Annotated in this window: 21 protein-coding genes; 11 read left to right on the plus strand and 10 right to left on the minus strand. The window is 66.1% G+C overall.

The genetic code is table 11. The features are described from left to right. Positions 1 to 39: 39 nt before the first annotated feature. Genes QZ755_RS09890 through QZ755_RS09900 form a run of 3 tightly spaced genes read right to left on the minus strand, consistent with a single transcriptional unit; the run spans position 40 to position 1,672 of the window. Complete coding sequence (locus tag QZ755_RS09890) at positions 40 to 522, minus strand: GAF domain-containing protein (protein ID WP_294322369.1); 483 nt, start codon at positions 520 to 522, stop codon at positions 40 to 42. A 58-nt stretch (positions 523 to 580) separates the two neighbouring features. Next, the gene (arfB, locus tag QZ755_RS09895; protein ID WP_294322370.1) at positions 581 to 1,006 is read right to left on the minus strand and encodes an alternative ribosome rescue aminoacyl-tRNA hydrolase ArfB; all 426 of its coding nucleotides are present in this window, start codon (positions 1,004 to 1,006) and stop codon (positions 581 to 583) included. Then, on the minus strand, positions 1,007 to 1,672 hold the full coding sequence (locus QZ755_RS09900) for an RluA family pseudouridine synthase (protein ID WP_294322371.1): 666 nt from the start codon (positions 1,670 to 1,672) through the stop codon (positions 1,007 to 1,009). Positions 1,673 to 1,747: 75 nt separating this feature from the next. Between QZ755_RS09900 and QZ755_RS09905 the strand changes: the two genes are divergently transcribed. Beyond that, the gene (locus QZ755_RS09905; RefSeq protein ID WP_294322372.1) at positions 1,748 to 2,533 is read left to right on the plus strand and encodes a M15 family metallopeptidase; all 786 of its coding nucleotides are present in this window, start codon (positions 1,748 to 1,750) and stop codon (positions 2,531 to 2,533) included. 192 nt (positions 2,534 to 2,725) lie between these two features. Here the strand turns inward: QZ755_RS09905 and QZ755_RS09910 are convergent, their stop codons facing one another. Further along, positions 2,726 to 3,721: a glycoside hydrolase family 43 protein gene (locus tag QZ755_RS09910; protein ID WP_294322374.1), complete on the minus strand. Its 996-nt coding sequence runs from the start codon at positions 3,719 to 3,721 to the stop codon at positions 2,726 to 2,728. A gap of 188 nt (positions 3,722 to 3,909) precedes the next feature. On the opposite strand from QZ755_RS09910, the gene QZ755_RS09915 reads away from it, so the two are divergent. Continuing rightward, on the plus strand, positions 3,910 to 4,629 hold the full coding sequence (locus tag QZ755_RS09915) for a Crp/Fnr family transcriptional regulator (protein WP_294322376.1): 720 nt from the start codon (positions 3,910 to 3,912) through the stop codon (positions 4,627 to 4,629). A 31-nt stretch (positions 4,630 to 4,660) separates the two neighbouring features. On the opposite strand, the gene wrbA is transcribed toward QZ755_RS09915, so the two are convergent. Both wrbA and QZ755_RS09925 read right to left on the minus strand, forming a co-directional pair. Continuing rightward, positions 4,661 to 5,263, minus strand: coding sequence for an NAD(P)H:quinone oxidoreductase (gene wrbA, locus QZ755_RS09920; RefSeq protein ID WP_294322378.1), 603 nt, complete (start codon positions 5,261 to 5,263; stop codon positions 4,661 to 4,663). A 20-nt stretch (positions 5,264 to 5,283) separates the two neighbouring features. Then, positions 5,284 to 5,982, minus strand: coding sequence for a pirin family protein (locus tag QZ755_RS09925; protein WP_294322380.1), 699 nt, complete (start codon positions 5,980 to 5,982; stop codon positions 5,284 to 5,286). 93 nt (positions 5,983 to 6,075) lie between these two features. Here QZ755_RS09925 and QZ755_RS09930 point away from each other — a divergent pair, with 93 nt between their 5' ends. Together QZ755_RS09930 and ctrA are read left to right on the plus strand one after the other, a co-directional pair. Next, positions 6,076 to 6,978, plus strand: a complete 903-nt coding sequence (locus QZ755_RS09930; RefSeq protein WP_294322381.1) for a LysR family transcriptional regulator — start codon at positions 6,076 to 6,078, stop codon at positions 6,976 to 6,978. A gap of 192 nt (positions 6,979 to 7,170) precedes the next feature. Next, complete coding sequence (gene ctrA, locus QZ755_RS09935) at positions 7,171 to 7,872, plus strand: response regulator transcription factor CtrA (RefSeq protein WP_294322383.1); 702 nt, start codon at positions 7,171 to 7,173, stop codon at positions 7,870 to 7,872. A 196-nt stretch (positions 7,873 to 8,068) separates the two neighbouring features. Here ctrA and QZ755_RS09940 read toward each other — a convergent pair whose 3' ends face one another. The 3 genes from QZ755_RS09940 to QZ755_RS09950 form a co-directional block, all read right to left on the minus strand. Next, the gene (locus QZ755_RS09940) at positions 8,069 to 8,725 is read right to left on the minus strand and encodes a L,D-transpeptidase family protein (RefSeq protein WP_294322385.1); all 657 of its coding nucleotides are present in this window, start codon (positions 8,723 to 8,725) and stop codon (positions 8,069 to 8,071) included. A gap of 211 nt (positions 8,726 to 8,936) precedes the next feature. After that, positions 8,937 to 10,604 carry an amidohydrolase family protein gene (locus QZ755_RS09945; RefSeq protein ID WP_294322386.1) on the minus strand — a complete coding sequence of 556 codons (1,668 nt, stop codon included), beginning with the start codon at positions 10,602 to 10,604 and terminating at the stop codon, positions 8,937 to 8,939. Then, positions 10,604 to 11,470, minus strand: coding sequence for an NAD(P)-dependent oxidoreductase (locus tag QZ755_RS09950; protein WP_294322388.1), 867 nt, complete (start codon positions 11,468 to 11,470; stop codon positions 10,604 to 10,606). Before QZ755_RS09950 ends, QZ755_RS09945 begins: the two co-directional genes overlap by 1 nt. Before the next feature lie 264 nt (positions 11,471 to 11,734). On the opposite strand from QZ755_RS09950, the gene QZ755_RS09955 reads away from it, so the two are divergent. The 4 genes from QZ755_RS09955 (at position 11,735) to QZ755_RS09970 (ending at position 14,641) form a co-directional block, all read left to right on the plus strand. Further along, entirely contained in the window at positions 11,735 to 12,976 is a 1,242-nt protein-coding gene (locus QZ755_RS09955) for a threonine ammonia-lyase (RefSeq protein WP_294322390.1), read from the plus strand. Beyond that, positions 12,973 to 13,371 (plus strand): GFA family protein, encoded by a 399-nt coding sequence (locus tag QZ755_RS09960; RefSeq protein ID WP_294322392.1) that lies wholly within the window; start codon positions 12,973 to 12,975, stop codon positions 13,369 to 13,371. Before QZ755_RS09955 ends, QZ755_RS09960 begins: the two co-directional genes overlap by 4 nt. 107 nt (positions 13,372 to 13,478) lie before the next feature. Next, a complete protein-coding gene (locus QZ755_RS09965) occupies positions 13,479 to 14,240 on the plus strand; it encodes an arginyltransferase (protein WP_294322393.1) in 762 nt (253 codons plus the stop codon). After that, positions 14,237 to 14,641, plus strand: coding sequence for a hypothetical protein (locus QZ755_RS09970; protein ID WP_294322395.1), 405 nt, complete (start codon positions 14,237 to 14,239; stop codon positions 14,639 to 14,641). Before QZ755_RS09965 ends, QZ755_RS09970 begins: the two co-directional genes overlap by 4 nt. A gap of 258 nt (positions 14,642 to 14,899) precedes the next feature. Here the strand turns inward: QZ755_RS09970 and ykgO are convergent, their stop codons facing one another. After that, positions 14,900 to 15,025, minus strand: a complete 126-nt coding sequence (gene ykgO, locus QZ755_RS09975; RefSeq protein WP_055755695.1) for a type B 50S ribosomal protein L36 — start codon at positions 15,023 to 15,025, stop codon at positions 14,900 to 14,902. A 188-nt stretch (positions 15,026 to 15,213) separates the two neighbouring features. On the opposite strand from ykgO, the gene QZ755_RS09980 reads away from it, so the two are divergent. Genes QZ755_RS09980 through QZ755_RS09990 form a run of 3 tightly spaced genes read left to right on the plus strand, consistent with a single transcriptional unit; the run spans position 15,214 to position 17,389 of the window. Then, complete coding sequence (locus tag QZ755_RS09980; RefSeq protein ID WP_294322397.1) at positions 15,214 to 15,828, plus strand: DUF4136 domain-containing protein; 615 nt, start codon at positions 15,214 to 15,216, stop codon at positions 15,826 to 15,828. After that, positions 15,825 to 16,937: a M14-type cytosolic carboxypeptidase gene (locus QZ755_RS09985; protein ID WP_294322400.1), complete on the plus strand. Its 1,113-nt coding sequence runs from the start codon at positions 15,825 to 15,827 to the stop codon at positions 16,935 to 16,937. Before QZ755_RS09980 ends, QZ755_RS09985 begins: the two co-directional genes overlap by 4 nt. Beyond that, entirely contained in the window at positions 16,934 to 17,389 is a 456-nt protein-coding gene (locus QZ755_RS09990) for a GNAT family N-acetyltransferase (RefSeq protein WP_294322402.1), read from the plus strand. Before QZ755_RS09985 ends, QZ755_RS09990 begins: the two co-directional genes overlap by 4 nt. The last annotated feature ends 14 nt before the right edge of the window (positions 17,390 to 17,403 follow it).

Raw genomic sequence — 17,403 nt, forward strand, 5'->3', positions numbered from 1 at the left:
CCGGCGATTGCCGGACCGACCGTCCCGCACCGGGGCAGATCAGCCGATACGTGACCCCAGCAACGCGACCAGCGCCTCGCACCCCGCCTGATCCTCGGGATCGAACCGGCCGGGCAACGGGCTGTCGAGGTCGAGGACACCGATCAGGCGATCGCCGACGACGATCGGCACCACCAGCTCGCTACGGCTGTCGGCATCGCAGGCGATGTGGCCGGGAAAGGCATGGACATCGGCGACCAGCTGCGTCGTGCGCGTGTCCGCCGCCGTGCCGCAGACGCCGCGTCCCAGCGCGATACGGATACAGGCCGCCTTGCCCTGAAACGGCCCAAGGACCAGTTCGTCCTCGACCAGCCGGTAGAAGCCGGCCCAGTTCAGGTCGGGCAGATATTGCATCAGCAGCGCCGAGGCGTTCGCCATATTGGCGATGGCATCGCTTTCGTCGGCAGTCAGTGCGTCGAGCGCCGACAGGAGGTCGCGGTACAGGTCGCCCTTGGCGCCGGCGGAAATATCGAACTGGTACATGGGAGCCTATGTAAAGCGGCCGATACCCCATGCAATCCTCCCCGTGCCGGGGAGGATTTCAGTCCAGCTTCACGCGGCCCCGCCCGGCCTTCACCTGCGACCGCCCCTTCTTCGCATCGACCCGGCGCACCTGCGACGCCCTGGTCGGCTTGGTCGCGCGCCGTTTCTTCGGCACGATCGTCGCCTCGCGTATCAGCTCGAACAACCGCTCGCGCACCTCGCGCCGGTTCATCTCCTGCGATCGCGACGCATCGGCGCGCAGCGTCAGCACGCCCTCCTTGGTCAGTCGCGATCCGGCCAGCACCGCCAGCCGATGCTTCATCGCGTCGGGCAACCCTGGCGACGCCACCACATCGAACCGCAACAGCACCGCGCTGTCGGTCGTGTTCACATGCTGCCCGCCCGGCCCCGATGCGCGCGTGAAGCTTTCGACCAGCTCGCCGCTATCGATCGAAATAGACCGGGTGATCGCGATGCGGGGCAATCAGGCCTCTTCGAAACCCGCCGCGACGAAGCTCTTCGGCCAGGGCGCGGTCACGTCGATCGCCGGCTTGTTGTCGCGCGGCACCATCAACCCGATGGCGTGCAGCAACATGCCGTGCCGCCCTTGCCGCCCCGCGTCCCGGCCATAGACCGGATCGCCCGCCACCGGGCAGCCCAGCCCTTCGGCCATATGTACGCGGATCTGGTGGGTACGCCCCGTTTCGGGGAACAGGGCGACCAGTGCCCGGTCGCCGACGGTGCGCAGCACGCGCCAGTTGGTCCGTGCCGGCTTGCCCCTCGCATCGCCGACCATGCGCCATCCGGCCTCCGCCGTGCTGACCTTGGCCAGCGCCAAGTCGATCTCACCCGACTCCCCGGCCGGAATGCCGTCGAGGATCGCCAGATAGCGTTTCGTCACCCGCCCTTGTTCGAACGCCTGCTGGAACCGGGCGTGCGCCTTGGGATTGCGGGCGAGGAGCAGGCACCCGCTGGTATCGCGGTCCAGCCGGTGAACCGGCGTCGGTTCGCGTTGAAAGGTGAAGCGCAGTTCGTCGGCACGTCCCACGATGCTGGGCGATCCGTCACGCGGCGGATCGACCGGCAGGCCGGCGGGCTTGTCGAGGACGATCGCTTCGCCGTCGATGAACAGGACCAGGTCGTCAAGCATTGCGCTCCCTTGCCATCGTTGGCGACGCCATGCCAGTGCGCTTGGGGCGTCCTGTTGATCCAGCCGGAGATTTTCGTGCGCCGAACCACCCTCGCCCGCCTGTTGCCGCCGCTGTGCATCCTGAACGCCTGCGCGCCGACCACCGCGCCCGTGCCGCCGGTCGCGGTGCCGACGCCGTCCCCGACCCCCACGCCGGTCGCGCCGCCCCGCATCACCGCATTGCCCCCCGCCGGCCCGACCGGCCCCGCCGAACTATGCGGGCGCGGCACGGTGCAGCGGAGTGCCGATGGCCGGCTGTTCAACCATTTCCCTTATCCCGACATGCCCGCGACCGCATTGGTCGACGCCCCCCCGGCGCTGGGCGGATCGTGCAAGATCCATCCGGCGATGGCCGCCGACCTTGCCCGACTGCTTGCCGCGGCGGACGGCGACCCTGCCATCGCCGGCACGCTGCGCGCCGTATCCTGCCACCGATCCGAAGCGTTGCAGCGCCAGACCTTCTGCGGCGGGATCGGCGCCAACGGATCGGGCAGCTTCGCCGAACGCGCCTGGGCCTCCGCCCCGCCGGGGCATAGCGAGCATTCGACCGGCTATGTCATCGATTTCGGCACCAGCACGTCGCCCGCCTGCAACGCCGAAGCCTGCTTCGCCGCCACCCCCGCCGGCCGCTGGCTGCGCGCCAATGCGGCACGGTTCGGGTTCGAGATGTCGTTCCCGGCGGGCAACCAGCAACAGGTGAAATGGGAGCCGTGGCACTGGCGCTGGGTCGGCACGACGGCGACCGAGGCCGGAGCTGCGCCGGCACGTTCGATCTTCCTTCAGGCGAGGACGCGGTTCCCGGCGGAGCCACGGGTCGACTAGAACCGATCGGCATTCGGCGACCATCGTAAATTTTCGTCATTCCCGCGCAGGCGGGAATCCATAACCGCTTACGTTTTAGCCGGGTTCGCGACGGCGGCGCATATGGACTCCCGCCTGCGCGGGAGTGACGATTCAGGATGTAGCAGTCGTCCAATGCACGGAGTGTCGATCGGACCTCAGCACCCTCACCCCTTATTTTGCTGGCGCCGTAATCCCCGCATCGGTCTGCACCACCGGCTGCATCGTCCCGTCCTTATTATACCGCAGCCGCTCGACCGTCACCGCCCGCCGCCCGATCGCGCCGTTCAGGTCGCCGATCGCCAGCGTCGCATTGTGCAGGAACAGATACCAGTCGCCCTTATACTCGACGATGCCCGGATGGATGGTGAAGCTGTACTTGCCCGAACCGGTCAGTTCCCCGCGATAGGTCCACGGTCCCTTGATCGACGGCGCGGTGGCATAGGACACCCGCTCGTCGCGATGCTTCGACCGGTCGAGCGAGGCATAGGTCAGGTAATAGGTGCCGTTTCGCTCATGCAGCCACGGCCCTTCCTCGAAATGCGGCGGGGTTATTTCGGTGATCGGCCCGTCGATTTCGATCATGTTGGGCTTCAGCTTCGCGATATAGCATTGCCGGTTGCCCCACGCGATCCACGTCGTCCCGTCCTTGTCGGTAAACACGGTCGGGTCGATGTCTTCCCAGCTATGGGTGCCCTTGGGCGTCATCTGGTTGGTGATGAGCGCCGATCCCTTCGCGTCGACGAACGGACCGGTCGGTTTGTCCGACACCGCCACTGCGATCGCCTTGCCGGGATGGGTGTCGTCATGCTCGACCGCGGCATAGAACCAGTATTTGCCGTTCCTAGAGATCGCCTGGCTCGCCCAGGCATCGGCCTTCGCCCATTTGAAATCGGCGACCTTCATGATCGGGCCGTGATCGGTCCAATGGCGCATGTCGGTGGTCGAATAGACCAACCATTCGCGCATGTTGAACATTTGGTCGCGTTCGGCCTGGTCATGCCCGACATACAGATACAGGCGGTCGCCAACGACCAGCGGCGCGGGATCGGCGGTGAACTTGTCGCGGATGATCGGGTTGCTGCCCGGTACCGGCGCGGTTCGCTCCTGCGCCCCGGCCATCGTCGCGACCGCCATCGTCAGCGAACCCCACATCACTATCCCGCGCATCCGCCTCTCCCTCTTGTATCGTTGCGACGATGATAGCCGATAGCGCTAACAATCCAACCCGCGCTCGGTTGGTCCTATCGTGCGACCGTTTCACAGACGGCATGGAACGAACCCGCGCGCCCAACCTTGGTTAGTTTGGTACGCTACGGACGAAATCTTGAGGAGGCCGATCTCGACAGGAGGAACCCATGTCGAACCCGCTAACGACCAAATTGATCAGCTTCACCAAGCTGACGGCAGAAGAAGCCGCCGCTCTGGACGAAGTGTGCAACGACACCTTCACTGTAAAGGGTCGCGACCTGATCCGCGTCGGGGACCGCCCGGAACAGGTATTCCTCGTGCTCGATGGCTGGGCGTGCCGGTACAACGACCTGCCCGATGGAAAGCGACAGATCCTCGCCTTCCTTATCCCCGGCGACCTGTGCGACCCCCATATCTTCATTTTCGAACAGATGGACCATTCGATCCGTGCCCTCGGTGAAGCGCGTGTCGCGGCGATCCCCAAACGGGTGATCCTCGATCTCACCGAACGCTATCCGGCACTTGCGCGGGGCTTCTGGTGGTCGGCGCTAGCTGACGAAGCAGTGTCGCGCGAATGGCTGGTCAATGTTGCCCAGCGCGATTCCTATACTCGCATGGCGCATCTATTTTGTGAGCTATGGTTACGCATGTGCCAGGTTAAGCGGACCACCGGCGGTTCGTTCGACCTGCCGCTGACCCAAGAGCAACTGGGCGATACGCTCGGTATCACGCCGGTCCATGTCAATCGGGTACTGCAACGGCTGCGCACCGAAGGGCTGGTCACCACCCGCGACCGGCGGATGACGATCCACGATATCGACGCGCTGAAGGAAGCTGCCGAGTTCGATCCGCGCTACCTGCACCTCGACGCGCGGGTGCCGGCGTAACGGGGCGACCTCCCGGCCGCCCCGCAATGATTTAACCGAAGACCTTTGCAGCCAGCTCGGCGATCCGCTTGCCCTGATGCCGCGCGCCGCCCAGCTCGATCTCGCTCGGCTGCCGGCTGCCGTCGCCCCCGGCGATGGTCGACGCGCCATAGGGCGTGCTGCCATTCACCTCGTCCAGCCCGGTATGGCCTTCATAGGCATAATCGAGGCCGACGATCGTCATGCCGTGATGCATCAGGTTGGTGATGATCGAGAACAGCGTCGTTTCCTGCCCGCCATGCTGCGTCGCGGTCGAGGTGAAGGCGCCGCCGATCTTGTTGACCAGCCCGCCCTTGGCCCACACGCCGCCGGTCGTGTCCCAGAACGCCGCCATCTGGCTCGACATCCGGCCATAGCGCGTGCCGGTGCCGACGATGATCGCGTCATAGTTGGTCAGTTCGTTGGGATCGGTCAGCAATTCGTGATGATCCGCGACCTGGAAGCCGGCCGACTTCGCCACCTCGTCCGGGGCGGTTTCGCGCACCCGGCGGACGTCCACCTCGGCACCTGCCGAACGCGCGCCTTCTGCGACCGCATCGGCCATCTTCGCGATATGGCCATAGGACGAATAATAGAGGACCAGAACCTTCGACATGTGCAGCTACTCCCTTGGAATTATTCGGAATCGACCAGGACGATTTCGGCGTCCTCGGTCGCGGTGATGGTGACGGTCTGCCCGCCGGACAGCGCGGCCCCGTCGCGTGCCTGAAAGGCGACGCCGTCGATGGTGATCGCGCCGGTCGCGGCGACCAGATAGGCGTGACGCCCTTCGCCCACGCTATGTTCCACGCTTTCCCCGGCCTTCAGCGTCGCGCCCAGCACGCGTGCTTCCGCCCGGATGCGCAAGGCGTCGCCATCATCGTCGAACCCGCTGGCCAGCGTGACGAAGCGGCCCGACCGCTCGCCCTTCGGAAACGGCTTGGCACCCCATGCTGGTGCGCCGCCCTTCTGACGCGGCTCGATCCAGATCTGGAAGATACGGGTCGTCTCCGGCTCCAGATTATATTCGGCATGGCGCACGCCGGTACCGGCGCTCATGACCTGCACATCGCCTGCGGTCGTCCGGCCCTTGTTGCCCATCGAATCCTGATGGGTGATCGCGCCGGAACGGACATAGGTGATGATCTCCATGTCCTTGTGCGGATGCGGCGGAAACCCGCTGTTCGCGGCGATCTCGTCGTCGTTCCACACCCGGATCGCGCCCCAGCCCATCCGCTTGGGATCGTAATAATTGGCGAAGCTGAAATGGTGGCGGGCGTTCAGCCATCCATGGTCGGCATGGCCCAGGCTGGTGAAGTCACGTTTGTCGATCATCGTCGATCTCCTTGCTTGACCCGCAAGATAGGTCGCGCGATCATTGCGTAAATGGAAACGTCGGAAACCGATCGTTTCACGAATGGAGGGGTAATGCGACTTCCCGATTTCGAAGCCTGGGCGATGTTCGCCTGCGTCGTCGAACACCGTTCGTTCAGCGCGGCGGCCCAGTCGATCGGCGTGTCGAAGGCCACGGTGTCGAAGGCAGTGGCCCGGCTGGAAGCCTCGCTCGGCACCACGCTGTTCCACCGCACCTCGCGCCGGCTGACGCTGACCGATGCCGGGCAGTCGCTCGCCGAACGCGCCGGCCGCATTCTTGCCGAAGCGCAGGCAGCGGAGGAACAGGCGCGCGACGCCGCCGCCGCACCCACCGGCCTCGTCCGAATGGCGGCGCCGATGTCGTTCGGCCTTGCCCATGTCGCTCCTGCGATCGCCGACTTTCTGCGCGACCATCCGGGCGTGGAGATCGACTTGACCCTGTCGGATGCCAAGGTCGACATCGTCGCCGACGGCATCGATGTGGCGCTGCGTATCGCCGACCTGCCCGACAGCTCGCTGCGGGCGCGTCGCTTGGCGCCCGTGGCGATCCACATCGTTGCCGCGCCCGCCTATTGGAACCGGCGCGGACGGCCGGCGCATCCCGCCGACCTCGGCGACCATGACTGTTTCGGCTACACCAACCTTCCCAGCGCGATCTGGCATTTCCGGCGCGGCGAAGAGGAGGTCGCGGTGCGGCCGACCGGGCCGCTGGCGACGAATAACGGCGAAGCGTTGCTGCCCGCCTTGTGCGCCGGACTGGGCGTCGCGCGCCTGCCCGATTTCCTGGTGGACGCCGACATCGCCGCCGGGCGGCTGGAACCCGTCCTGCCCGACTGGAACAGCGGCAGCGTCGCGCTACACCTGCTCACGCCGCCCGGCACGCTGCGTCCCGCGCGGGTCGAGGCACTGATCGACTTTTTCGCCGACCGTTTCCGCCGCAGCTGCAACCAGCGTTAATTTCGCTAAACCTTTTCTTCGGCCTGCCGTTTACCATCATAGAACCCTTCGTTCCGCTTAACCAACGGAATTTACGAAGTGTTTTCGATTAGGAAGAAATTAACCTTTTGCCTTCATAGGTGTTTACGTTAATGTTTCCGCTGCGCGCCGGTCAGGGACGATAGCGCGCCGCGAAACGGGGGAATTGAGCCGATGCGCGTGCTGCTGATCGAGGACGAGCCGACGACCGCCAAGGCGATCGAACTGATGCTCACGACCGAAGGGTTCAACATCTACACGACCGATCTGGGCGAAGAAGGCCTCGATCTGGGCAAGCTGTACGATTACGACATCATCCTGCTCGACCTGAACCTGCCCGACATGCACGGGTACGACGTTCTGAAGAAACTGCGCGTCGCACGCGTGCAGACCCCGGTCCTGATCCTGTCGGGCATCGACGAAATGGATTCGAAGGTGCGCTCGTTCGGCTTCGGTGCCGACGATTACGTGACCAAGCCGTTCCACCGCGAGGAACTGATCGCGCGCATCCACGCCGTCGTCCGCCGGTCGAAGGGGCATTCGCAGTCGGTCATCCGCACCGGCAAGCTCTCGGTCAACCTCGATGCCAAGACGGTCGACGTCGACGGCGCACGGGTCCACCTGACCGGCAAGGAATATGCGATGCTGGAGCTACTGTCGCTCCGCAAGGGTACGACGCTGACCAAGGAAATGTTCCTCAACCATCTCTATGGCGGGATGGACGAGCCGGAACTCAAGATCATCGACGTCTTCATCTGCAAGCTGCGCAAGAAGCTCAGCATGGCGTGCGAAGGCGACAATTATATCGAGACCGTCTGGGGCCGCGGTTATGTGCTGCGCGAGCCCGATGAATTGGTCGAGGCGGCCGTCGCGTAAGCGGCGCGCCTCCCGACCCATCCATTCCCATCCCGTTCGGTTCGAGCAGCTTCGAGCTTATCAAGAAGCGCCCGTCGAGAACGGGGCAGACACCCCCACCAAACGAGCTTTCGTATCCCCGCATAGGCGGGGATCCAGGGTAACGAAGCGATACGCTCGCGGCTCTGGACCCCCGCCTGCGCGGGGATACGGCCACTTACGCCGTAATCGCCCCACCCATCCCCAGTCGCTTGCCATTGGTGATGATGACCCGGTCGCCCAGCTTCGCCACGCCGAACAGCTTCTTCGCGAACGCGGTCGGCACGCCGATACAGCCGTGCGTCGCGCCGCCTTCCTGGACGTCGCTGCCGTGGATCGAGATGCCGTCATTGGTCAGCCGCAGCATATAGGGCATCGGCGCACCATACAGGTTGCTGACATGGTCGGCATCCTTCTCGGTAATCTTCAGCGCGCCCAAGGGGGTCGGTTTCCAGTCGGCACCATATAGCACCACCGCCGCGCCGATCTCGTAGCCATCGCGAAACACCGACAGCACCTGCGCATCCAGGTCGATCGTGACCACCAACGGACCCTTGGCCGGCGCGCCGTCCTCGTCCCAGACCCAGCGGCCATGGGTGAACGGCCCGTCGATGTTCAGCACCCGGCGAACGACCATCGCCTCGGGTGCGGGCGTCGACACAGCGGCCGGAGTCGCGACGGGCACGGGTTTCGCCGCCGCGACCTTCGCCACCGGCTTGGCGGCAAGGGGCGCAGGCCGCTCGGCGCTGAGCAGCATCGCCGCCCCGCCCGCCGTGGCTCCGACCACGCCGACCAGCATTGCCACGCCCAACCCGGTTCGCAACGAAACGCGCATCGATCCTCCTGTCGCCCGCCAATGTAGGGCAAGCGGAGCAGCAACACACCCCGGCAATCCGGGACGTATCAGGATGGCACATTAATCCTCCCCAGAATGGGGAGGGGGACCAACCGCAGGCTGGTGGAGGGGGATGTCCACGAACGATTCGCATGAGGAAGCCCCTCCGCCACCGTTACACGGCGGCCCCCTCCCCATTCTGGGGAAGAAATTATCGCCCCTGGACCTTCGGCACGTCCTTCAGCGGCCACGCCTTGTACCCGCCGACCCATGTCTCGATCACCCGCGTCGCGCGCAGCTCGGCGGGCGTCGCCGACACCGGATCGCGGTCGACGACGATGAAGTCCGCCTTCTGTCCCGGCAGCAGCGACCCGAAACGCTGTTCCGCAAAGCCGGCGAACGCCGCATCCTGCGTGAACGCCTTCCACGCCTGTTCGCGGGTCACCTTCTCCTCCGGCCGCCAGCCACCCGGCGGCTGCCCGTTCGCATCCTCGCGGGTGAATGCCGCTGCCCAGCCGACGAAGGGGTTCGGATTCTCGACCGGATAGTCCGACCCGAACGCCAGCCGCCCGCCATCGCGCAGCACCGTCGCCCACGCATAGGCCCCGGTCAGCCGCGCCGGCCCCAGCCGCGCCTCCGCCATGGTCCGGTCGCCGGTCGCATGGACCGGCTGCATCGACGCGATGATCCCGTTCCTGCCCAGTCGCGGCAGGTCGGCCGGGTCGAGGACCTGCGCATGTTCGATCCGCCAGCGGCGGTCGTCCTTGTACGACGATGCCAGCTCGTCGATCGCGTCCAGTACCTGCCGGTTCGCGCGGTCGCCGATCGCATGGATCGCGAACTGGAACCCGTCCATCGTGCCCCGGCTCAGCAGGTTCAGCAGCGTGGTATCGTTGATGAACGACAGCCCGGTCTGCTTCGGCGCATCGCTATACGGCGCCTTCAGCCACGCCCCGCGCGACCCCAGCGCGCCATCGGCGTACAGCTTGATCCCGCCCAAGCGCAGCCGGTCGCCATAGAGCCACGGCGTCGGCCCCGCCCCGGCAATGGTCAATGCTGGTTCGAGGCCCGCGGCATAGCTCATGATCCGCACGCGCAGCTGGCCGATATCGCCCATGCGGCGGAACACCAGCCAGTCGTCGACCGACGTGCCCATGTCGGCCGTCGCGGTGATGCCGGTCGACAGCAACAGCTCCTGTGCCTTCAGGAACGCGGCGTTGCGTTCGCGCGGGGACGGCTTCGGCTTTGCCGCATCGAACAGACTGGCGGCATTGTCGACGAACACGCCCGATGGCTGGCCGTTCGGCAGCAATTCGATCCGCCCGCCCGCCGGGGCGACGGTCTTCGCGGTAATCCCCGCCGCCTTCATCGCCGCGCTGTTCGCCCACACCGCATGGCCGTCGGCACGCTCCAGCAGCACCGGCTTGTCGCCCGCCGCCGCATCCAGTTCGGCGGCGGTGGGGAACCGGCCCAGCCCCCACGCCTCCTGGTTCCAGCCACCGCCCAATATCCACTGGCGATTGCCGTTGCTGCGCGCATAGGACTGGATCGCGCCTTGCGCTTGCGCGAGCGACTTCGTGGTCGACAGGTCGAGTTCGAGCGCGCGATAGCCCAGCGACATGACATGCCCATGCGCGTCGATCATGCCGGGCATCACGATCCTGCCGCCCATGTCGCTGCGCCAGTCGAGCTTCTTTGGCGCCTTTTCGCCCTTCGGCACCAGCCGAACGACCTTGCCGTCCTTGTCGATCAGGATGCCGCCAAAGCGCACCACGCGGCCCTGTGAATCCAGCGCCACGCCGTTCACATTATCGACCAGCCCATCGGCCTGCGCGGTCCCGGCCAGCAGCAGCGCGGCAAGGGTGAGTGCCGCCCGCATCACTTCGCGATCCTCCGCACCAGCGCACTCGTATCCTGTCGTCCGCCGCCCATGGCCTGCACCTGCGCATAGAATTGATCGACCAACGCCGTCACCGGCAGCGTCGCGCCATTACGTCGCGATTCATCGAGCGCGAGGCCCAAGTCCTTGCGCATCCAGTCGATCGCGAAGCCAAAGTCGAATTCGTCCTTCGCCATGGTCGGCCAGCGATTGACCATCTGCCAGCTCTGCGCCGCACCGCCCGACACTGCCTCCAGCACCTTATCGAGATCGAGGTCGGACGCCTGCGCGAACCGCAGCGCCTCCGACAGCCCGCCCAGTACGCCGGCGATACAGATCTGGTTGACCATCTTGGTCGTCTGCCCCGCACCCGCATCGCCGACATGGACGATGCGCTGGGCATAGGCGGCCATCAACGGCTCGGCCGCGGCGAACGCTTGCGGAGAACCGCCGCACATGATCGACAGCTTGCCGTTCTCGGCACCCGCTTGCCCGCCCGACACCGGCGCATCGAGGACCAACAGCCCCTTCGCCGCGCCCGCCTCGGCCAGTTCACGCGCGATCGCCGCCGACACGGTGGTGTGGTCGGCGAACAGCGCCCCTTTGCCCAGGGTCGCGAATACACCATCGTCGCCCAGCGTCACCTGCCGCAGATCGTCGTCGTTGCCGACGCACGCGAACACCGCATCGGCTCCCTCGGCTGCAGCCGCCGGCGTATCGGCGACCGATCCGCCATGCTGCGCCGCCCAGGCATCGGCCTTGGCACGGGTGCGGTTATAGACGGTGACCTGATGGCCGACGGAGACGAGGTGCCCGGCCATGGGAGCGCCCATGACGCCGGTGCCGATGAATGCGAGTTTTGCCATGGGGCGGAGGTGTAGGAGCTAAGCGCGGAGCCGTACAGCCACCCCAACCGCACCCACTCAAAATCCACTCAAAACCCGTTCGGTTCGAGCAGCTTCGAGCCTGTCGAGAAGCGTCCGTCGAGAACGGCCCGTTTGGGGCACCCCCTTCTCGACTACGGTTCTCGACAGGCTCGAACCTCCGCTCGAAGCAAACGGGTGGTACGTACATTGGGCGGAAGACCTCCCCGCCTTTTCCTCCGCGCCCAAATCGGCTACCCGCCCGCGATGGCTACCAACCCGATCGCTCCGCCCGCCCTGCCCCTCACCGTCGACGATGTTCGTGCGGCGGCAATGCGTATTGGCGGCTCGATCGTCCGCACGCCGACCCTCATCAGTCGCACCCTGTCGGAACTGACCGGCGCCACCGTCTATCTCAAGTTCGAAAACCTCCAGTTCACTGCCGCTTACAAGGAACGCGGCGCGCTCAACACCCTGCTGCAACTCGACGAAGCTACCCGTGCGAAGGGCGTGATCGCCGCCTCGGCCGGCAACCATGCGCAGGGCCTTGCCTATCACGGCAACCGGCTGGGCGTGCCGGTCACCATCGTCATGCCGCGCCCGACTCCGACCGTGAAGGTGATGCAGACGCAGAGCCACGGCGCGACCGTGGTGCTGGAGGGCGAGACGTTCGACGCGGCCTATGCCCATGCCCGCAAGCTGGAGGCCGAACAGGGGCTGACCTTCGTCCATCCCTTCGACGATCCGCGCATCATGGCGGGCCAGGGCACCGTCGCGCTGGAAATGCTGGCCGACGTGCCCGAACTCGACACGCTGGTCGTGCCGATCGGCGGCGGCGGCCTCATCAGCGGGATCGCGACCGTCGCCAAGGCCGCCGACCGCTCGATCGAAGTCGTCGGCGTGCAGGCAGAGCTGTTCCCGTCGATGTACAACAGCCTCCACGGGACCGACATGGAGTGCGCCGGCGACACGCTGGCAGAGGGCATTGCCGTCAAGCAGCCCGGCGGCCTGACCGCGCAGGTCGTGGCCGCGCTGGTCGACGACATCGTGCTGGTCAGCGAACGCCAGCTGGAGGAGGCCGTCAGCCTGCTGGTCCAGATCGAAAAGACCGTGGTCGAGGGCGCCGGTGCCGCCGGCCTCGCCGCGCTGCTCGGCCATGGTGGGCGGTTCAAGGGCAAGACCGTCGGCATCGTCCTGTGCGGCGGCAATATCGACACTCGCCTGCTCGCCAACGTGCTGCTCCGCGACCTCGCCCGCTCGGGCCGTCTTGCCCGGCTGCGCATCCGGTTGCAGGACCGCCCCGGCGCGCTGTTCCACGTCGCCAAGATCTTCCACGAACACACCGTCAACATCATCGAGGTCTATCACCAGCGCGTCTTCACCACGCTGCCGGCCAAGGGCCTGATCACCGACATCGAATGCGAAACCCGCGACCGCGACCATCTCGACCGGCTGGTCGAAGGGTTGCGGGCCGGCGGCTATGAAGTCAGCACGGTCGAACTGGCATGACCGACGCCATCACCGGCGCCTGCCTGTGCGGCGCCTGTCGCTACCGCAGCGACGCGCCGGTGATGAACGTCCGCGCCTGCCACTGTCATCGGTGCCAGCGGGCGACGGGCGGCCCTTTCTATGCGCGGGTGATGGTGCCGCTCGCCTCGGTCACGATCGACGGGCCGGTCGCGTGGTATGACGGTGATACCGGCGTCCGGCGCGGCTTCTGCCCGACCTGCGGATCGACGCTGTTTTCCGAACGCGCCACGGCCGGGACGATCGGGCTGACGATGGGCACGCTCGACCATCCCGAACGCTTCGCGCCGACCGACCATATCTGGGTATCGGCAAAGCAACCATGGCTGGTGCTGGACGATGGCCTGCCGCAATTCGCCGAGGGCCCGCCGGCCTGATACGACGCCCGCAAAATTCGCAGTTAACGCGCTTTTCGCCACGTCTTGTCATCGCCATATCCACTGCGTCATTCTATCGGGGACTGCCCGATCCGAAGGAGCAATGGGTGACCGCGCCGTTTCGATTCCCCCGGTTCTTCGTCACCTCGCCCGCGCCCTGCCCCTATCTGCCGGGGCGGCAGGAGCGGAAGGTGTTCACCGAGCTGAGCGGCGACAATGCGGACGAACTGAACGAGGCATTGGGCCGGATCGGGTTCCGCCGCAGCCAGTCGGTCGCCTACCGCCCCAGTTGCGTCGGGTGCAGCGCCTGTGTGTCGGTCCGCGTCGTCGCCAGCGACTTCTCCATGAACGCGACCCAGCGCAAGTTGATGCGGCGCCATTCGGACCTCGATATCCGCGCCTGCAAGCCCTGGGCGACCGACGAACAATTCCGCCTGCTGCGCCGCTACCTCGCCGCGCGCCATCCCGGCGGCGGCATGACCGCGATGGACGAATCGGACTTTGCCGACATGGTGGAGCATTCGCCGGTCACGTCGTGGGTGATCGAATATCGCGAGCCGGCCGTCGATGGCGTGCCCGGCCGCCTGGTCGGCGCTTGCATCACCGACGAACAGGCCGACGGACTGTCGATGGTCTACAGCTTCTTCGAAACCGACGATGACAGCCGCCCCGGCCTCGGCAACTTCATCATCCTCGACCATATCCGCCGTGCGCGAGCCGGCGGCTTGCCGCATGTCTATCTCGGCTATTGGGTACAGGGGTCGCCGCGCATGACGTACAAGACGCGGTACCGTCCGCTGGAGGTATTGGGGCCGACCGGCTGGGCGCTGCTCGACGACACCCCTTCCGCCGCAAACGTTCCGGCATGAACGCCGCGCTCCTCGCGCTCGCGCTGGCGGTGCAGCCTTCCGCCGGACTGGAACAGCGCCGCGCAACCATCGTCCAGTTCGAGATCAAGCTGGCCCCCGGCCTGTCGCCCGCCCAACAGGCTGTCGCGACCGAAGTCTTCGCCGCCGACACCCGCACCATACGCCGCTGCGCCGATGCCGGCACGATCGCCGCGCGCTACAAGGCGGAGAAGCGCTTTTCCGGGTCGATCACCGAACGCCGCAACACCGCCTTCGCCGCGATCCCGCTCGAACTGCGCCGCGAACTCGACAAGGTCCCGACCGGCCACGCAACGCGGGTCTTCGGATCGGCCGGTGTCCGCCGCGTCCTGATCGCCTGCACCGTGCCGAAGATACCGGCGGCGCGGCAGGGGACGGTGTAGCGCACCTGCGCTGAGACGACGCTTCGGGCGGCACCGGTAAAAATCCGCCCTCCCCTCTTCATTATTCCCGCGAAGGCAGGAATTCATTACCGCCAACGTCTGCGTAAGACTCGATGCCTCAGCGCATATGGGCTCCCGCCGTCGCGGGAGTGACGATTTTTACAAACCGAGCATCAACACGAACAGGCACCCGACCCCATGGCCGGATGCCTGTTCGAAACCCAATACCGGGCAGGCCAAAGCCCACCCGATGCCGGATCAGCCCTGGCGGGCCTTGAAGCGACGGTTGGTCTTGTTGATGACGTAGATGCGCCCGCGGCGACGGATCACGCGGTTGTCCCGGTGACGATCCTTGAGCGACTTCAGCGAATTGACGATCTTCATGGGAACGGCTCTCAAACGGCAAAGAGGCCGCTCGCACGGCCGGAAAAGAGGCGCTCAGCTATCGCCGCACGGCCGCTTCGTCAAGACGCAACCGTCGTAACGCATCGAAACACTTGCGCAATGAACCCATAATGGCGTGTGACGCGTTGGGTCGATTGATGAACCGTGGCAGTTTCGGGGTAGATGACATGAAGAAGGCGTTGGGGCTTGGTCTGGCGGCGACCGCCGCATTGCTGGCAAGCGGTTGCACGACCACCGGATCGCGGACCAGCCCGGTCGAAGTCACCCGGTTCCACCTGAACGAACCGATCGCAAAGGGCAGCTTCTCGATCGAACCAGTACAGACCAACATGTCGGCCACCCCGGAATTCCAGACCTATGGCAACGCCGTGGCGCGCGAACTGGAAAAGGCCGGCTTCACCCGCGCCGGTACGCAGCCGTCGGACCTGATCGTCGGCGTCGCCTTCACGCGCGGGACCAAGGGCTTCGTCGAAAAGCGCGCGCCCGTATCGATCGGCATCGGCGCGGGCGGCGGTGGCGGTGGCTGGCGCGGCGGCGGCGTGGGTCTTGGCGGCGGAGTCGGCTTCGGCCTGGGCGGTGGCCAGCGGGAGGTGATCGGCACCGAACTGGGCGTCCAGATTCGCCGCCGAGCCGACGCTACCACCATCTGGGAAGGGCGTGCCGTCACCGATTCGCTGGAAAACACCCCCGGCGCGCAGCCGGTGTTCCAAGCCGATCGGCTGGCCAATGCGCTGTTCCGGAACTTCCCAGGCGAGTCGGGAATCACTACGACGGTGAAATGAGCATCACCATCAACGCCGCGTTCGACAGCGGCAACATCCGCGTCGTCGCTTCACAGGGCGATGGGTTCGACCTCGAAATCGTGGCCGATCACCAGTCCGACTTCTATCAGTGGTTCCACTTCCGCGTCGCCGGGGCGCGGGGGCGGACCCTGACCTTTCGCATCGTCAATGCCGGCGGCGCGGCCTATGCGTTCGGCTGGCCGGGCTATCGTACCCGCATGAGCAGCGATCGGACGGCGTGGCGGCAGGTCGATACCGGCTATGCCGATGGCGTGCTGACCTTCACCGCGACCATCGACACCGAACTCGCGTGGTTCGCTTTCTTCGCACCCTATTCGATGGAGCGCCACGACGACCTGATCGCGCGCATCGCCGCACAGCCGGGCGTTGCACACCGCGAACTGGGCCAGACGCTGGACGGTCGCGCAATCGACTATCTGACCCTGGGCGACGGCCCGCTGAACGTGTGGGCCTATGCCCGCCAGCATCCCGGCGAATCGATGTGCGAATGGTTCATGGAGGGGCTGCTGGAGCGGCTGACCGACCCGAACGACTCGCTCGCCACCGATCTCCGGTCGCGCATGACCTTTCACTGCGTGCCGAACATGAATCCCGACGGCTCGTTCCGGGGGCATCTGCGCACCAACGCCGCCGGGGTGAACCTCAACCGCGAATGGCACGCACCAACGGCGGAGCGCAGTCCCGAAGTGCTGTGCGTCCGCAATCGCATGGACGAAACCGGCGTCGACATCGCCATCGACGTCCATGGCGACGAAGCGATCCCCGCCAACTTCATCGCCGGCTATGAAGGCATCCCCAACTGGACCGACGACCACGGCGCCCGCTTCACCGCGTTTGGCGCGGCCTGGGCGGCGGCGACGCCGGAGTTCCAGACGAAGCTCGGCTATCCCGTGTCCGCCCCCGGTCAGGCCAATCTCTCGATGTCGACCAACCAGCTCGCCAACCGCTTCGGCGCGCTCAGCATGACGCTTGAAATGCCGTTCAAGGATCACGACGACAATCCCGATCCCGAATTCGGCTGGTCGCCCGAACGCTCGAAGCGCCTTGCGCATAGCTGGCTGGAGGTCTTGGCGGACTTCACCCGGTGATCGTCCGTCCGGGCGGCCTCGACCATCCGGCCACGGCGGCGCTGCTGACGGCGCATCTGGCCGATATGCGCGCCAGCTCGCCGCCGGGCAGCGTCCATGCGCTCGACCTGTCGGCACTGGCGACGCCCGACATCGCCTTCTACACCGCATGGGACGGCGACACGCTGCTCGGCTGCGGGGCGCTGCGCACGCTGGGCGATGGCACGGGTGAGGTAAAGTCGATGCGCACCGATCCGGCGGCACGCGGACATGGTGTCGGACAAGCCGTTCTCGATCGGATCGTCGCTGACGCCTGCGCTGCCGACCTGGCGCACCTGCTGCTCGAAACCGGCACCGGACCGATGTTCGAAGCCGCCCACCGCCTGTACCGGCGCAACGGCTTCGTGCCCTGCCTGCCCTTCGGCGGCTATCGCGCAACCGCCTTCAACCGGTTCCTCTCGCGCACGCTTTAGGCTAGGCGCAGCGG

This window comes from uncultured Sphingomonas sp. (genome assembly GCF_913776855.1).
Taxonomy (GTDB): domain Bacteria; phylum Pseudomonadota; class Alphaproteobacteria; order Sphingomonadales; family Sphingomonadaceae; genus Sphingomonas.

Bases quoted from the DNA above. Each gene is read 5' to 3' on its own strand.
- QZ755_RS09890 (WP_294322369.1), bottom strand. From the start codon at position 522: ATGTACCAGTTCGATATTTCCGCCGGCGCCAAGGGCGACCTGTACCGC.
- QZ755_RS09955 (WP_294322390.1), top strand. From the start codon at position 11,735: ATGGCTACCAACCCGATCGCTCCGCCCGCCCTGCCCCTCACCGTCGAC.
- QZ755_RS09925 (WP_294322380.1), bottom strand. From the start codon at position 5,982: ATGATCGACAAACGTGACTTCACCAGCCTGGGCCATGCCGACCATGGA.
- QZ755_RS09985 (WP_294322400.1), top strand. From the start codon at position 15,825: ATGAGCATCACCATCAACGCCGCGTTCGACAGCGGCAACATCCGCGTC.
- ctrA (WP_294322383.1), top strand. From the start codon at position 7,171: ATGCGCGTGCTGCTGATCGAGGACGAGCCGACGACCGCCAAGGCGATC.
- QZ755_RS09930 (WP_294322381.1), top strand. From the start codon at position 6,076: ATGCGACTTCCCGATTTCGAAGCCTGGGCGATGTTCGCCTGCGTCGTC.
- QZ755_RS09980 (WP_294322397.1), top strand. From the start codon at position 15,214: ATGAAGAAGGCGTTGGGGCTTGGTCTGGCGGCGACCGCCGCATTGCTG.
- QZ755_RS09900 (WP_294322371.1), bottom strand. From the start codon at position 1,672: ATGCTTGACGACCTGGTCCTGTTCATCGACGGCGAAGCGATCGTCCTC.
- QZ755_RS09940 (WP_294322385.1), bottom strand. From the start codon at position 8,725: ATGCGCGTTTCGTTGCGAACCGGGTTGGGCGTGGCAATGCTGGTCGGC.
- wrbA (WP_294322378.1), bottom strand. From the start codon at position 5,263: ATGTCGAAGGTTCTGGTCCTCTATTATTCGTCCTATGGCCATATCGCG.
- QZ755_RS09945 (WP_294322386.1), bottom strand. From the start codon at position 10,604: ATGCGGGCGGCACTCACCCTTGCCGCGCTGCTGCTGGCCGGGACCGCG.
- ykgO (WP_055755695.1), bottom strand. From the start codon at position 15,025: ATGAAGATCGTCAATTCGCTGAAGTCGCTCAAGGATCGTCACCGGGAC.
- QZ755_RS09910 (WP_294322374.1), bottom strand. From the start codon at position 3,721: ATGCGCGGGATAGTGATGTGGGGTTCGCTGACGATGGCGGTCGCGACG.
- QZ755_RS09970 (WP_294322395.1), top strand. From the start codon at position 14,237: ATGAACGCCGCGCTCCTCGCGCTCGCGCTGGCGGTGCAGCCTTCCGCC.
- QZ755_RS09960 (WP_294322392.1), top strand. From the start codon at position 12,973: ATGACCGACGCCATCACCGGCGCCTGCCTGTGCGGCGCCTGTCGCTAC.
- QZ755_RS09915 (WP_294322376.1), top strand. From the start codon at position 3,910: ATGTCGAACCCGCTAACGACCAAATTGATCAGCTTCACCAAGCTGACG.
- QZ755_RS09950 (WP_294322388.1), bottom strand. From the start codon at position 11,470: ATGGCAAAACTCGCATTCATCGGCACCGGCGTCATGGGCGCTCCCATG.